At 71.6% G+C, this 14,709-nt stretch carries 14 protein-coding genes; 11 read left to right on the top strand and 3 right to left on the bottom strand.

The genetic code is table 11. The features are described 5' to 3' along the window. The first annotated feature begins 157 nt into the window (after positions 1-157). Positions 158-1,621 carry a di-heme oxidoreductase family protein gene (locus A176_RS36780; protein ID WP_002633705.1) on the top strand — a complete coding sequence of 488 codons (1,464 nt, stop codon included), beginning with the start codon at positions 158-160 and terminating at the stop codon, positions 1,619-1,621. A 24-nt stretch (positions 1,622-1,645) separates the two neighbouring features. On the opposite strand, the gene A176_RS36775 is transcribed toward A176_RS36780, so the two are convergent. Beyond that, entirely contained in the window at positions 1,646-3,607 is a 1,962-nt protein-coding gene (locus A176_RS36775) for an ATP-binding protein (RefSeq protein WP_226994107.1), read from the bottom strand. 549 nt (positions 3,608-4,156) lie between these two features. Here A176_RS36775 and A176_RS36770 point away from each other — a divergent pair. From A176_RS36770 to A176_RS36755, 4 genes are all read left to right on the top strand, one after another. After that, a complete protein-coding gene (locus A176_RS36770) occupies positions 4,157-4,606 on the top strand; it encodes a Fur family transcriptional regulator (RefSeq protein ID WP_044889908.1) in 450 nt (149 codons plus the stop codon). Positions 4,607-4,812: 206 nt separating this feature from the next. After that, positions 4,813-5,193: a response regulator gene (locus A176_RS36765; protein ID WP_002633708.1), complete on the top strand. Its 381-nt coding sequence runs from the start codon at positions 4,813-4,815 to the stop codon at positions 5,191-5,193. Between the two features lie 129 nt (positions 5,194-5,322). Continuing rightward, a complete protein-coding gene (locus A176_RS36760; protein ID WP_002633709.1) occupies positions 5,323-5,844 on the top strand; it encodes a hypothetical protein in 522 nt (173 codons plus the stop codon). Positions 5,845-6,041: 197 nt separating this feature from the next. Further along, the gene (locus A176_RS36755; RefSeq protein WP_226994106.1) at positions 6,042-7,631 is read left to right on the top strand and encodes a hypothetical protein; all 1,590 of its coding nucleotides are present in this window, start codon (positions 6,042-6,044) and stop codon (positions 7,629-7,631) included. Between the two features lie 73 nt (positions 7,632-7,704). On the opposite strand, the gene A176_RS40950 is transcribed toward A176_RS36755, so the two are convergent. Next, positions 7,705-8,865 (bottom strand): sensor histidine kinase, encoded by a 1,161-nt coding sequence (locus A176_RS40950; RefSeq protein ID WP_002633711.1) that lies wholly within the window; start codon positions 8,863-8,865, stop codon positions 7,705-7,707. A 352-nt stretch (positions 8,866-9,217) separates the two neighbouring features. On the opposite strand from A176_RS40950, the gene A176_RS36745 reads away from it, so the two are divergent. Both A176_RS36745 and A176_RS36740 read left to right on the top strand, forming a co-directional pair. Continuing rightward, positions 9,218-10,120: a metallophosphoesterase gene (locus tag A176_RS36745; protein WP_002633712.1), complete on the top strand. Its 903-nt coding sequence runs from the start codon at positions 9,218-9,220 to the stop codon at positions 10,118-10,120. Positions 10,121-10,158: 38 nt separating this feature from the next. Beyond that, positions 10,159-10,467 carry a hypothetical protein gene (locus A176_RS36740; protein WP_226994105.1) on the top strand — a complete coding sequence of 103 codons (309 nt, stop codon included), beginning with the start codon at positions 10,159-10,161 and terminating at the stop codon, positions 10,465-10,467. Positions 10,468-10,473: 6 nt separating this feature from the next. Here A176_RS36740 and A176_RS36735 read toward each other — a convergent pair whose 3' ends face one another. After that, positions 10,474-10,914, bottom strand: a complete 441-nt coding sequence (locus A176_RS36735) for a DoxX family protein (RefSeq protein WP_002633714.1) — start codon at positions 10,912-10,914, stop codon at positions 10,474-10,476. A gap of 179 nt (positions 10,915-11,093) precedes the next feature. On the opposite strand from A176_RS36735, the gene A176_RS36730 reads away from it, so the two are divergent. Genes A176_RS36730 through A176_RS36715 form a run of 4 tightly spaced genes read left to right on the top strand, consistent with a single transcriptional unit; the run spans position 11,094 to position 14,649 of the window. Next, a complete protein-coding gene (locus A176_RS36730) occupies positions 11,094-11,993 on the top strand; it encodes a hypothetical protein (protein ID WP_002633715.1) in 900 nt (299 codons plus the stop codon). Between the two features lie 3 nt (positions 11,994-11,996). Next, positions 11,997-12,764: a hypothetical protein gene (locus A176_RS36725; RefSeq protein ID WP_002633716.1), complete on the top strand. Its 768-nt coding sequence runs from the start codon at positions 11,997-11,999 to the stop codon at positions 12,762-12,764. Beyond that, positions 12,761-14,089 (top strand): sensor histidine kinase, encoded by a 1,329-nt coding sequence (locus A176_RS36720; protein WP_002633717.1) that lies wholly within the window; start codon positions 12,761-12,763, stop codon positions 14,087-14,089. The genes A176_RS36725 and A176_RS36720 overlap by 4 nt, the downstream gene beginning before the upstream one ends. After that, entirely contained in the window at positions 14,086-14,649 is a 564-nt protein-coding gene (locus A176_RS36715) for a response regulator transcription factor (RefSeq protein ID WP_002633718.1), read from the top strand. Before A176_RS36720 ends, A176_RS36715 begins: the two co-directional genes overlap by 4 nt. The last annotated feature ends 60 nt before the right edge of the window (positions 14,650-14,709 follow it).

Raw genomic sequence — 14,709 nt, 5'->3', positions numbered from 1 at the left:
GGGGCTATCAGTCCGCCAAGTTGATTTTGACACACAATTTCAATACCGACCTCAAGGCCTCATGGGGGGCGACCCACCGCCACCTCGACGGCTCGCTCAGCCCCGAGGCGCCCCTCCTCCACCGGAGCGACACCCGCCCCACGCGGGTGCCCTCGCCGTGAGGGGCCGCCATCTGCCATGGGGACTCCTGCTGTGCGCGTTCGGCCTGGGCGCGTGTGGCGGCGGCGCCACCGACACCCCGCCACCACGTCCACCACCGACCGAGGAGCCGCCACCCCCACCGCCACCACCGCCTCCTCCGTATGAAGGGGTGGAGGAGGGCGAGGACCGACCCGGCGGCGACACCAGCCTGGCGACGTCGGGAACCCTGTCCTTCACGCGGCCCGCCGCCAACCTCACGCTCGCGCGGCGCGCGGAGTTCTTCGTGGGCGAAGCCGTCTTCCAGGCGGACTGGTTCCCCGCGCCCCACGCGCAAGCGGAGCGCGACGGACTGGGCCCGCTGTTCCACTCCGTCTCCTGTCTCGCCTGTCACCTGGGCAATGGCCGGGGCCGTCCCCCCGAGGAAGGCGAAGTCGCGGACACGCTCCTGGTGCGCCTGTCCATTCCTGGCGTGGACACCCACGGCGGCCCCCTGCCCGAGCCTACCTACGGCGACCAGCTCCAGCCCCGCGGCATCCCCGGCGTGCCCGCCGAGGGACGCGCGCGCATGCGCTGGACGGAGGTGCCGGGCACCTTCGAGGACGGCGCGCCCTACACCCTGCTCCAACCCGAGCTGCTGCTGGTGGACCTGGCCCATGGCCCGCTGGCACCAGACACCCGCACGTCGGCGCGCGTGGCGCAGCCGATGATGGGCCTGGGCCTCCTCGCCGCCGTCTCCGAGGACACCTGGCTGGAGTGGGCGGACCCGGAGGACGCGAATGGGGACGGCATCTCGGGCCGGCCCAACCGCGTGTGGAGCGCGCGCGAAGGCCGCGCGGTGCTGGGCCGCTTCGGCTGGAAGGCCAACCAACCGGATTTGGAGCACCAGAACGCGGCCGCCTTCCTGGGCGACCTGGGACTGACGACGTCGCTGTTTCCCCAGGAGAACTGCGGCGCCGCCCAGACGGCGTGCCTCGCGGCCCCCACGGGTGGACGCCCCGAGGTGAGCGAGCGCCAGCGGCAAGCGATGGACTTCTACACGCACACCCTGGCCGTGCCCGTGCGCGAGCGCGTGGACGCGCCGGACGTCCTGCGCGGCAAGTCGCTGTTCCACCGCGCGGGCTGCGCGCGTTGCCACCGGCCATCGCTCGTCACCGGCACGTTGGAGGGCTACCCGGAGCTGTCGTCCCAGCGCATCTGGCCGTACACGGACGGCCTGCTGCACGACATGGGCGAGGCGCTGGCGGACGGGCGCGAGGACTTCCTCGCCACGGGCCGCGAGTGGCGGACCCCGCCGCTGTGGGGCCTGGGACGCACGCGGGAAGCAGGGGGCCACACGCGCCTGCTCCATGATGGACGGGCCCGCTCTCCCATGGAGGCCATCCTCTGGCACGGCGGCGAGGCGGCGTCCGCGCGCGAGGCGGTGCGCCGACTGTCCGCGGCGGAGCGGGACGCGCTCATCGCCTTCCTGGACTCGCTGTAACGGAAGCCGGGCCGCGCGGCGGGCTCAGTCCCGCGCGGCGGGCGGCCCCTCACGCGGCAGGCGCACGCGGAACGTGGCGCCCTCGCCCGGGGCGCTGTCCACCGACACGCCGCCACCGTGGGCCTCCACGATGCGGCGCAGCCGGTACAGCCCCAGGCCCAGCCCGCCGTAGTGCCGCACCGGCACGGCGCGCTCGAAGCGGCGGAAAAGCGTCTCCAGCCGCCCAGGCGCGATGCCGATGCCATGGTCCTTCACCATCAGCGTCGCCACGTCCCGCTCGGACTCCAGCGCCACTTCCACCGGCTTGCCGGGCCCGAACTTCAACGCGTTGGACAACAGGTGCGTCATCACCTGCGACAGCCGGGCCGCGTCCCACAGGCCCGGCGTGGGCGCCAGCGGACTGAGGACGAGCCGACAGCCCACGCGCGCCGCCGCCTCTTCCGAGCGCGACACCGCGTCCCGCACCACCGACGCCAGGTCCACCTCTTCCAGGTCCAGGCGCGGCGCGCCCCCCTGGAGCTGCGACACGTCCAGCAACGACTCCACCAGGTCCGACAATCGCTGCACCTGCCGGTCCGCGGCCTCCAGCGCGCGCTCCAGCCGCTCCGGGCCCATCTTCAGCCCCGCGCGCAGCGCGCCCTGGGCGCCTTGCACGCGCAGTCGCAGCGCCGCCAGCGGAGTGCGCAGCTCGTGGGCCGCCACGCTGAGGAATTCGTCGCGGGCGCGCACCGCCTCCTGCGTCTCGCGGTACATGCGCAACTGCTCCGTCACGTCCCCGATGATGCCGGCCATCCGCACCGGCCGGCCCTGCGCGTCCCGCAGCGCCTTGCCCCGGCTCACACACGAGCGCCAGGTGCCCGAGGCGTGCCGCAGCCGCATGGACACGTCATAGGGCTCGCCCCGCTCCAGGTGCGAGGACAGCGCGGACAGGACGTCGGACCGGTCCTCCGGGTGAATCAGCTCCAGGAACGAGGCGAAGGTGCCACCGAACTCCTCGGGCCCCAGGCCCAGCATCTCCAGCAGCGGCGGGCTCCAGTAGAAGGCCTGCCCGCGCAAGTCCCAGTCCCAGATGCCGTCGTAGGAGCCACTCACCACCAGGCGGTAGCGCGCTTCGCTCTCACGCGTGGTGCGCTCGGCCTGCTCCAGCAGTCCCACCCGCCGCTCGAGCTGCCGCACCATCCGGTACAGGTGGTCCTCGGTGCTCAGGTCCACGGGGGGCGCGGTGTACGCGGGGCCACCGGCGCGCAGCTCGCGCAACAAGGCCCCCACCAGCTCGTCCCCGTCCTGCGTCCTGCGCACGAAGCCGTTGGCGCCCACGTTGTGGGCCAGCCGCAGGTCCAGCTCGTCGGGGGCCACCGCGTGCGTGAGGATGACGGGGACCCGCGCCAGCCGCGGGTCCTGCCGCAGCTCCAGGCACAGCTTGAAGCCGTCCATGCCCGGCATGAGCGCGTCCGCCAGCACCACGTCCGGGGGGCGGCGCCGCGCCAGGTCCAGCGCCATGGCGCCATCCGCCGCCATCGCCAGCTCGAAGCGGAACGGTGACAGGTACAACTGCGCCAGCTTGCGCGAGACGGGGTCGTCGTCCGCCACCAGCACCCGGGGCCGCGCACGCTCGTGGGCCTCGTCCTTGGGAAAGGCGTGCCGAGAGCCCTCCACCAGCGCCCCCAGCGTCAAGGGCCGGCCCAGGTAGCGCTCCACCGGGAGGCCAAGCGAGGCCAGCGCTTCCCGCTCAGCGGGGAAGGCACTGACCTGGAGCAAGGCCCCCGCCTCCTTCAGGACGCGACGCAGCGTGTCCAGGTGCGTCCCATGCGCCACCAGCAGGCTTGCGGACACCACCACCAGCCGCACCGGCTCCACCTGGAGCCAGGTCAGCGCTCCCGGCACGTCTGGCGCCACCCTCACCTTCCAACCCTGACTCTCCAGGGCGAGCACCTGGAGCTCCCGCGTGGTGCCGGGGTCTTCAATGAGCAGGAGGGAGGGCGTCATCACGACGAGTCGAAGGCGGGCGGGCTGCCAGGACGTCCGGTCGTCCTGGGTGGAGGAAGGAAAGAGTCGCAGTCTGGGCACGGGACGCGGCGAGTCAAGCAGTCCGGGAGCAAGTGTTCTCCGGTGCAAATGACCGCCGGTCGGCGGCCTCCGGGTCCCCTCCCTCGGAACGCATCCGCGTGACGGATGCATCCGCGGAGGCAGTGGTATCCCCGTCAACAGTCGCATCCTGTCCCGCGAGCGGGCCCCGTGTGGCCAGCCCGCCCCCCACGAGGTCATTCCAGCGACATGCCGCGCGGCCTCCGGAATTGCAGCTCTTGGGACGAGCAAGCCATCGAGCACCGGGTGACGGGTCCACACGCCCACGACGGCAACGGCGATTCTTCTGCATCAGGATTGCATTGATGGCAGATACAAGCTGCTACCGGGGCATGCGCGGGGAGTCGAGGGAGACCCCGTTGGGGCGAACAACGCGGAGCAAAGGGACCCAACGCTCCACGTCTCAGCAGGGTGAAAGTGACCGACAGATCGGTTATTCGAAAGGGCACCATGGGAGCAAAGAGAAGCGCCGTGCAGCCGAAGCTCGCCGAGTTCCAGGACCGGATTCGTTCCGCCGGCCTGCGCAGCACCGCGCCGCGCGTGGCCGTGCTGAGGGAGCTGGAGGACGCCACGTCGCCAATGAGCCATGCGGACCTGGTGGACGCCCTGGGCGATGAGGGCTACGACCGGGTGACCATCTACCGCAACCTCACGGACCTCACCGAAGCGGGGCTCGTGGTGCGCGCGGACCTGGGCGACCACGTCTGGCGCTTCGAGCTGAAGCGCGCGGGCGAGGAGCACGGCGGCAACCACCCGCACTTCACCTGCACCGACTGCGGCACGGTGGCCTGCCTGCCGGAGGAGTCGGTTCGCATCGCGTCGTCGAAGGGCGTGCCCCGCGCCGTGTCACAGCGCGCGGTGGAAGTGCAGTTGCGCGGCCTGTGCGACGGCTGCAACTGAGCGGAGGGCCCACGCCGGCCCGGACAGGCGTGCTGGGGCCCCGAGGCGCCCCAAGCTGATCGGCGGTTGGAGGGCGGCCTGGCATGCGTCGGGGGGTGAGCATTTCCCCGCCCCCAGGCCCGCCCCGCGCTTCCCCCTTCGTGGGGGCGGACACATCGTGGGGTCGGCGTCGCGAGGGAACATGCCCCAGGGACGCGGAGGCTTCGGTGCAACCGCTTCAAACACTGCTGGTCGTCGACGACGACCTGGACATCCGAGACGCGCTTCAAGACGTGTTCGAGCTGGAAGGCTACGCCGTCCTCCTCGCCGCGGACGGGCTGGAGGCCCTCGCGCAGCTCCGTCAGGTGGAGTCCATGCCGGACCTCATCCTGTTGGACCTGATGATGCCGCGCATGGACGGCTTCGCCTTCCGGGAGGCGCTGCGTCAAAACACGAGCTTCAACCGCATCCCCGTCCTGGTCGCCAGCGCGGACCTGGACGTGAAGGGCGCGGCGGAGGGCCTGGGCGTCGCCGGCTGGCTGCGCAAGCCCCTGGACCTGCGCGAGCTGCTCAACGCCGTGAAGAAGCTCAGCCACCTTCCCAACTGAGCGCGGGCGGCCGCCCGCCTGCCCCCCAGCCAGGACAGCGCGTGAAAATGCCGCGCGGATTGGCGGAGGCGGGGAGCGGCCCCACCCTTGCTCCCAGCAGTCAGTCACCTGACCTGGGGGAGAGGGACCATGAAGAAGCTCATCACCACACTGGCCTTGTGCGTGGGAAGCGTCGCGTTCGCGCAGCAGCCGCCGTCCGAGAAGCAGGTGCCACGCCCGGGCACCGAGAAGAGCACCGGCGTTGACGCCACCGAGGTGGGGCCCGCCATCGGCAAGGCCGCCAAGGACGTCACCGGCATCCAGACGGAGGACGAGGGCACCTTCAAGCGCGACAAGGCCATGAGCCTGCAAGGCACCTTGAAGGACCGGACCGCCGACGGCGTCAGCATCTCCCGTCCGGGGCTCCCCGACGCGGACCTCGACGTGCGCGACAAGACGGTGCTGATGCTGGATGGCAAGAAGGTCGCGAAGACGGACCAGATTCCGGAAGGCTCCGCGGTCCGCGCGCGCTTCCAGCTCGAGGGCCAGGAAGTCGTCGCCGTGGAGCTGCGCGCCACCAGCCCCAAGGGCACCCAGAAGCAGCCGGGCACTGGCGGCGCGGGCACGCATGACTCCGTCGACAAGGAGATGGACGGCACGCCCACCCGGTAGCCGCCTTCCCGCACACACCGCGGTTCAAGACGAGCCCGCTTCCTCCAGGAGGCGGGCTCGTCTGTTTTCCGCATCGCGGTGCACGCCGCTTCCACGCGGGAGGAAGAACTTTTCTCACGGTGCCCCTCGCTCCCCCGGTGGCACGGGGTTTCAGGCCCGGTACGCGATTTGCTGTCGGCCTGGGGGAGGAGGAATCGGTGATTCGACGACTGTTGGGCGGGTGTCTTGGGGTGGTGGTGGTGACAGCGTGGGCATGCGGAGGCTCCAGCGAGCCCAACCCGCCCCCGGCGACGGACGGCAACATCGACAACAATCCACCGGTGTCCCGGCCGGACCCGGACGGGGGCAGCGGACCGGACGGGGGCACGGCGCCGGACGACGGCGGTAGCGGCGAGCCTGACGGCGGCGGCGGCGAACCCGACGGCGGCAGCAGCGAGCCTGACGGCGGCAGCGGCGAGCCCGACGGTGGCAGCGGCGAGCCGGATGGCGGCAGCGGCTCCGCGGAGAGCCCCTGGCCCACGGACGCGGTGACGGACTTCACCGCCCGCTACGGCCTGTCCCGCGTCCAGGCGATGGGCGTGGATGCCGCGCACAACATCTGGCTGCTGGACGGTGACCGGATTGGCGTGCTGCGCGCGGACACGCAGCAGGTCGTCTGGACGCGCTCGCCCATTGGCCAGGCCCAGGGCGGCTTCGGCGTGGACCGGGCGGCCACCGGCTCCACCGTCATCTGCGGTGGCAACGCGGGCCGCGCCTACGTGGGCTACGCGACGGATGACTTGCGCCCGGACCCGGAGTTCCCGGACCTCCAGCCCAACTACCTCGTCGGCCCCGGCGAGTGCTATCAGCCGGACCCGTCCAAGCCGTGCATCCCGTACAGCCACCGCCGGCTCCAGTACTACAAGCAGGGCGACGTGGACGTGGTGCGCCTGAACGCGAGCGGCGAGGTCGTCCTCGAGGAGCACCTGCACCAGTCCGTGCGCAACCGGGCTGACGGCAGCGTGCAGACGGGGCCCCGCGTGCTGGCGGACGTGCACAACCTCGGCATCCGCAACAGCAACGACCACCACTTCGACGAGGACCGCAGCATCCTGAGCTGCGTGACGGTGATGCACGGCCGCGACAAGGGCGACGTCTACGTGGGCTCCAACCACGGCGTCACCCGCATCCGCGGCCTGGAGTACAGCTCCCACCGGCACCCGGTGTGGCTCAACGAGCGGGGCAGCCAGATGGCGGGCTACACCTACGGGCTCGGCATCGCCCAGGACGGTGACGTGCTCATGGCCAACGATTGGATGTTCGGCATCGTCACGCCCACGCCCCGCCACGGCGACTGGGACGACATGAACAAGAGCGTCAACCTGATGAAGGTGGAGTCCTCGTACCTGCCCCAGCTCAACAGCATCAGCGAGTTCGACAACTGGCGCGGCTTCCAGCAGACCACGGATGGCCGCTACTACCTGGGCAGCCGGGACCACGGCCTCTGGCAGATGACCATCACCTGGGCCGCCAATCAGGCGCAGACGGGTGAGCGCATCGCCGGCGCGAACGCCGAGCAGAACGCGGCGCTCCAGAACATCAACGCGCTGGCGGCCACGGGCGATGGCTCGCTCTACATCGGCACGGACCGCGCGGGCCTGTGGCGCCTCACGCCCATGAAGACGCTGGAGAAGGTGGAGAGCGTCAACGGCTCGCGCGTGCGTCAGCTCCTCTACGACCCGCGCCCGACGCCGGCGGCGCTGTACGTGCTCACCGACCGCGGCTTGACGGTGCTGCGCGGCAACTGAGCCGTCCCTGAAGGAACCCGGGCCCCGGGGTGCCATGGTGCATGGCGCCTCGGGGCCTTCGTCTTGTCTGGAGCTACCGCGCGCCCGCGGCGGCCTTCTTGGGCGCGGGGGGCCGGGTGGGCAGCCGGAGGATGAACGTGGAGCCCTTTCCCTGCGCGGAGCGCACGGTGATGCTGCCGCCCATGGCCTCCACGATTTGCCGGGTGATGTAGAGCCCCAGGCCCAGGCCGCCGTAGTGCCGCTCCGACACCGCGCGCTCGAACTTGCCGAACAGCCGCGCCATGCCGTCCTCGGAGATGCCGATGCCCTGGTCCTTCACGGCGAGCACCGCCGTGGGGCCCTCGCCCACCAGCGACACCTCCACCGGCCGGCCCTCGCCGTACTTCACGGCGTTGGACAGCAGGTTCACCAGCACCTGCTCCAGGCGCAGGGAGTCCCACTCCCCGAGCAGCGGTCCGTCCACGTGCAGCGACAGGGTGCTGCCGGAGCGGCTGAACTCCTCGGAGAAGGCCTCCGCCATCTGCCGCACCACCTGCGCCAGGTCCAGCTCCCGAGGCTCCAGCGACAGGCGCCCCGCGGCCAGCCGCGACACGTCCAGCAGCGTGTTCACCAGCCCCGCCAGCCGGGACAGCTGACGGTCCAGCACGCGGGCCCGGGGGGCCAGCTCCGCGGGCGGCTCCGCGGACGTGCCCGCCACCTGGCGCAGCAGCAACTGGAGGTGCAGGCGCAGGCTGGTGAGCGGGGTGCGCAGCTCATGGGCCGCCACGCTGAGGAACTCGTCGCGGGCGCGCACCGCCTCCTGCGTCTCGCGCAGGGCCTGCTCGCGCACCGTGCGCTCCCGGGCGGCTCCCGCGTCGCGTTGGGCCTCCACGCGGCGGCGCTCCGTCATGTCCTCCACGTAGATGCACGCGGCGACCACGGCGCCGTCGCGGCGGACCGGATGGTAGCTCGCCCGGTAGACACGGGTGCGCTCGCCGTGGGTGCCGGATTCGCGGTGGATGATCTCCACGCCCTCCAGCGCCACGCCCGTCTCCAGGACGCGGCGGACGCGGCGCACCACGTCGGCGGCGGAGGGCTCGGCGCGCAGCACGTCCGTCATGAGCTGGCCCAGGTGGGCCTCGCGTGACGCGCCGTGCATGGCGGCCATGGCCTCGCTGACCTCGACGAAGCGCAGCTCGGGGTCGATGACGGCCATGCCCAGCGGCACGGTGGCCATGAGCTCCGACAGCTCCACGGGCCGCGCGGACTCGCGAGGGCCTGGCGCCGCGCTGCCTCCACCGTCTGGCGTTGTGACGTCCGGCCCCGTGTCCTGGGCGGATCCGAGCCTGGGGGTCATCGTCCCCTTCGGTGTAGCAATCCCAACGAAAGCCGTCACGGCACGCCCCCCGGACGTGAGTTCACTGGTGGAAGCATGCCTGAGTTGGCACCGGAATCTTCCCGAAATCGCGGGGGTTCCTCCTGCACCCCGCGCGTAGGCCTCTGTCCGGGCAGGCGTGCGTGGGACACCTGCTTCTACCCACCCGGCCTGGCTCTCTAGAATGAATCGAGCCTCACGCCGTCCACGCCACGGAAAGGAACCGACCCGCATGCGCCTGAGACGCCTCGCCCGCCGTGACTCCCCCCTGGCCTCACCGGCCAACGCCGTCCGGCGGGACGCGCAGGAAGACGGGCGCAACGCGCTGGTGGCTCGCAGCGGCGCCGACCCCTTCCGCACCGAGCGGCGCCTGCGCTGGCGGGACCATTTCTCCCTCACGGAGAACGTGCTGATGCTCCAGCACATGCACGGGGCGCATGACGGTTTGCGCGTCGCGCAACTGTCGGACGTGCACGTGGGCCAGGCGACGTCCGCGGTGCGCATCCGCCGCGCGGTGGAGGCGGTCAACGCGGAGAAGCCGGACCTGGTGTTCCTCACCGGCGACTACGTCACGCACAGCCCCAAGCCGCTGCCGCGCGTGCGCGAGCTGCTGGCCGGCATCGAAGGGCCCGTCTTCGTCGTGATGGGCAACCATGACCACTGGGTGAACGCGCCCTACCTGCGCGAGTCCTTCGAGCGGCTGGGCTACACGGTCCTCCAGAACGAGCACCGGCAGGTGCACGTGAAGGGCGCGCCGGTGACGGTGCTGGGCATCGACGACGGGCTCACGGGCCGTGACGACGTGGAGGCCACCTTCCGCGGGGCGCCGGTGTCGGGCACGCGGTTGGTGCTGGCGCACACGCCGCCCACGGCGGACAAGCTCCCGGCGCACGCGGGGTTGGTGCAGTTCTCCGGTCACACGCACGGCGGCCAGTTCGTGGTGCGCGGCCTGACGGAGGCCATCTTCCGCCGCGCGGGCCAGCCGTACATCCGCGGCCACTACCACGTGAATGGCAACCAGTTGTACGTGAACCGGGGCCTGGGCTTCGGCTTCGGCGGGCCGTATCTGCGCCGGGGCAGCGAGCCGGAGGTGGCCTTCTTCACGCTGCGCCAGGCGGCTGTCAGCGCGGGGTAGTCCTCACGCTCGGTGTGCGCTTGGCTACAATGCGCGGCATGCGCGAACCCTTGCTCCCGTATGCCGTGCTCGCCCTGTCGCTGATGGGCTGCGTCTCCTCGCACTTCGACGTCGTCAAGATGTCGAGCACGGAGAAGTTCGCCGTCATCAACATCGACGGCAGGAACGCCTATCTCATCGATCCGCGCACGGAGAGCTGCTTCCTGATGACGGCGGGCGGAGGCAACCACTCCACCGTCCACGTCCCGTGCGAAAAGCTGAAACGCAACGTGCCGGAGGCCGCCACCTTCATCACCTGGGCCCCCAGCGGTGAAGCAGCGCCCACCGTCAGCGCGCCCACGCCCTGAAGCACCTCAAGGCCGCAGCGGCATGCCCAACCGGCCGCTGCCCAGCCCCTCTGACTTCTTGCGCCCCCGGAGGCTGAAGGGTCCGGGTCCGCAGTACACGATGAACAGCGCGCCGCCCGCCATGGAGAGGTTCTTCATGAAGTGGATGAGCTGATCCTGCGCCTGCACCGGGTCTGGCACGAGCCAGAACCGGTGGACCATGAAGGCGGCGCACAGCAGGAAGATGGCGATGGCCGCCGCGCCCAGGCGAGCGAAGACGCCCAGCAGCACACACAGGCCGCCCACCACCAGCGCCACGCCCGACGCCAGCACCGCCAGGTGCGGCTCGGGCACGCCGGACGCCTGGGCCACGGCCGTCAGCGCCTCCAACTGGAAGAAGTGGTTCAGGCCGCTGGTGATGAAGATGGCCGAGAAAAGTAGCCGGCCAATCGGCGCGAGCACGCCCATGAATCCTCCCTGTGTGCCTCCTCCCAGACGCACAACGCTGGCAGGATGAAGTCATTCTCAACGTGGGCATGGATTCCCGAGCGACAGCGACCGCTCGCCTGCCCGCCCGCCCCTCGCCCGCCCGCTGCGACAACACGCCACACGCCGGGCGGAAGGTCCGCACGTATGGTGCCCGGGCCGTGAAGAACACACTGACCGCCTCCCTCCTGCTGTCCGCCGCCCTGCTGCTCGCCCCCTTTTCGAGCGCCTGGGCGTGCGCCACCTGCGCCTGCGGCGACCCCACCCTGATGTCCATGGGCACCGAGCAGCCCTTCGAGGGCCGCCTGCGCCTGTCCTCCACCCTGCGGGGCTGGGGACACACGGTGGGCCAGGACGGAGTGAACGCCATGCGCCTGCGCGAGGCGCGCATGGACGTGGCCGCCGCCTACGCGCCCCTGCCCTGGCTCTTCCTCTCCGCCACCCTGCCGCTCCAGGCCCGCGAAATCCGCGACGTCAGCCTCTCGCGGGAGCGCGGCTGGGGCGTGGGCGAGCTGGAGCTCACCGCCAAGGCCTTCCTCTTCCGCGACCGGGCCTTCTCCGCGAAGCACCTGTTCAGCGTGCTGGGCGGCGTGAAGCTGCCCACCGCGCCCGTCCTGCGCGGCGCCGACGGCGAGATGCTGAACCTGGACGCGCAGATTGGCAGCGGCTCCGTGGACCCGCTGGCCGGCGTGGCCTACCAGCACTTCCGCGGCGACTGGTCCTTCCTGGTCAGCACCACGGGTTTCCTGCCCACCCGCGGCATCATGGGCTTCCGCGCGGGCGCCTCCATCCGCACCACGCTGGCCGCGCAGTTCCAGCCCGCCACGCGGTGGGCCCTGCGCATGGCGTTCGACAGCCGCCTGGAAGCACCGGCCGACATCAACGGCGAGCGAGAGGAGAACGGCGGCGGCTTCATCGGCTATGCATCGCCGGACGTCCTCTTCAGCCCGGGCATGGACGTCGTCGTCGCGGCGGGTGTGCGGGTCCCCTTCATCAACCAACTCCGTGGCCGCGTCTCCTCCACGCCCATCGCGATGCTGTCCGTCGCCTACGACCTCTGAATCATGCGCCTCTTCCCGAAGCCTTCCGTGTTGGCGGGGCCCGTGGCCCTCCTGTCCCTGGCGGGATGTGGTGGCGGCAACGTCGACCCTGGCATGACGCTCGACCTGTCGCTCGTCACCTCCCGGGCCCGCCCCATCTCCGGTGACGCCGGCCCGCGTGAGCTCGTGAACGACCGGGGCGCCCGCGCCATCCTCACGGGCGGCTTCGTCACGCTGAGCAGCGTGGAGCTGCTCCCGTGCGCACAGGTGGGCTGGAAGCGATTCTTGAACCAGCTCTCCCCGGTGGGTACCGCCTGGGCCCACACCGTGAGCAACCCCACGCGGCTGGGAACGCCGCACGTGGTGAACCTGGGCAACGCCGACGGCACGGTCATCAGGCTGGGCGCGGTGCGGCCCCCGCCGGGGCGCTATTGCCACGCGCGCCTCGTCTTCGAGCCGGCGGACGACGACGCGGAGGGCCTCTCCGCCGCCGCCCAGGCGCAGCCGCCCGTGAACATGGTGGGCCACAGCCTGCACCTGCGCGGCACCCTGGCGGACGGCCGGGACGGCGAGCCCCAGCCCTTCGAGGCGAACCTCCAGACGCGCGCCGCCGTCGACGTGCTACTGGAGTGGGTGACGCTGTCCGAAGCCCAGCCCCACGCCGAGGTCCGGTTTGCGCTCACGTGGGACACATGGCTGGATGGCGTCGCCGCCGGCCAGGCGCCCACCAGCGTGGACCTGGTGGCCAACGTCGCCCGCTCGGTGGTGCCCCCCTCCGTCGAAGAACCATGACGCCTTCGCCCCCCGCCGCCACACCCCTCCTCGAGCCTGACTCCCGGGCCCGCCTCAACCTGGAGTGGCTGCTGCGCCTGCGCTGGGGCTTGCTGCTGGGCCAGACGCTCGTCATTGGCGCGGCGGCCTACGGGCTGGAGCTCGGACTGCCCTTGCCGGTGCTGGGCGCGTTGCTGGGCCTGGAGGGCCTGACCAACCTGGCGGTGCGCGCCTGGCTGTCGCGGGATTTGCCAGTGACGGAGGGCACCCTCGGCAAGCTGATGCTGTGGGACACGCTGGTGCTCACGGGCCTGCTGGCCCTGAGCGGCGGCACCCACAATCCCTTCACCACGCTCTACCTGGTGAACGTGGCGCTGGCCACGGTGCTGCTCCCCGCGCGGTGGATGTGGGGGCTGTTCGGCTTCACGCTGATGGCCTTCGGCTCGCTCTTCGTGCTTCAGGATGTGGAGCTGCCGGCGGGGTTGTCGCGGCCGGACCACGCGGAGCTGATGCGGCTGCACATCAACGGCATGTGGGTGGCCTTCGCCGTGGCCGCGGGCTTCATCGTCTACTTCATCCAGCGCGTCACGCGGGCGCTCGGCGCGCGAGAGCAGGAGCTGGCCCAGGCGCGCGCGCTGCATGCACGGAGGGAGAAGGTGGCCTCGCTGGCGACGCTGGCCGCGGGCGCCGCGCACGAGCTGTCCACGCCGCTGTCCACCATCGCCGTGGTGGCCAAGGAAGTGGAGCGCGCGCTGGCCACGGCGGGCACCTCCGAATCCGTGCGCGAGGACCTGCGCCTCATCCGCCAGCAGGTGGACCGCTGCCGCGACGTGCTGGTGCAGATGTCCGCCGACGCGGGGCAGACGACGGGCGAACCCTTCCACCCCGTGCCCCTGGGCCGGCTGGTGGAGGACATGCTCGCGGAGCTCCACGGCGCGGAGCGCGTGCGCGTCCAATTGCCCACCGAGGCCCGGGAGTGGCGTGTCCACGGCCCACCGCGCGCCCTGGCCCGGGTGCTGCGCGGGTTGGTGAAGAACGCGCTCCAGGCATCGCAGACGCCGCGCACCGTGGAGCTGCGTGTGCAGGCGCGCGGAGCGGGCGCGCTGCTCGAGGTCCAGGACGCGGGCACGGGGATGGCGGCGGAGGTGTTGTCTCGCGCCGGGGAGCCGTTCTTCACCACCAAGCCGCCGGGAGAAGGCATGGGCCTGGGGCTCTTCCTGGCGCGCACGCTGGTGGAACAACTGGGCGGCTCGCTGGAGCTGCGCTCGACACCGGGACAGGGCACCACGGCGAGCCTCGCGCTGCCGGTGACGGAGCCCCACGCCGCGCCGGAGCTGGCGTCATGAGCATCACGAGCGCGGGCACCGAGCACCGCCCCAGTCTGCTGCTGGTGGACGACGACGCCACCTTGCGCGAGCGGCTGGCGCGCGCCTTCCGGGAGCGTGGCTGGGACGTCACCACCGCCGGGGACTACGACGAGGCGCTCGCCGCCGCGCGCCGCGACTCGCCCGAGTACGCCGTCGTGGACCTGCGCATGCCGGGCCGCAACGGCCTGGAGGTGGTGAGGGACCTGCTGACGGTGGATGCCTCCACGCGCGTCATCGTCCTCACGGGGTACGGGAGCATCGCCACCACGGTGGATGCCATCCGGCTGGGCGCGGTGAACTACCTGCCGAAGCCCGCGGACGTGGATGACGTGCTGGCGGCGTTCGCGCGTGCGTCCGGCGAGCCCTCCGTGGCGACGCCGGAGAGCTTCGAGGCGCCGTCCCTGGCGCGCGCGGAGTGGGAGCACATCAACCGCGTGCTCGCGGACTGCGCCGGCAACATCTCCGAGGCCGCGCGCAAGCTGGGCATCCACCGGCGCTCGCTCCAGCGCAAACTCCAGAAGTACCCACCTTCTCGCTGAGCGACTCTCAGCTCGCGGGAATTGCCGGGCGCTCCACGAAGGAGGCCCAGGTGCGAGTCA

Origin of the sequence: Myxococcus hansupus, from assembly GCF_000280925.3 — a bacterium.
GTDB classification, from domain to species: domain Bacteria; phylum Myxococcota; class Myxococcia; order Myxococcales; family Myxococcaceae; genus Myxococcus; species Myxococcus hansupus.
The sequence above is the reverse complement of the archived record's forward strand: the minus strand, read 5'-3'. Positions and strand labels throughout refer to the sequence as shown.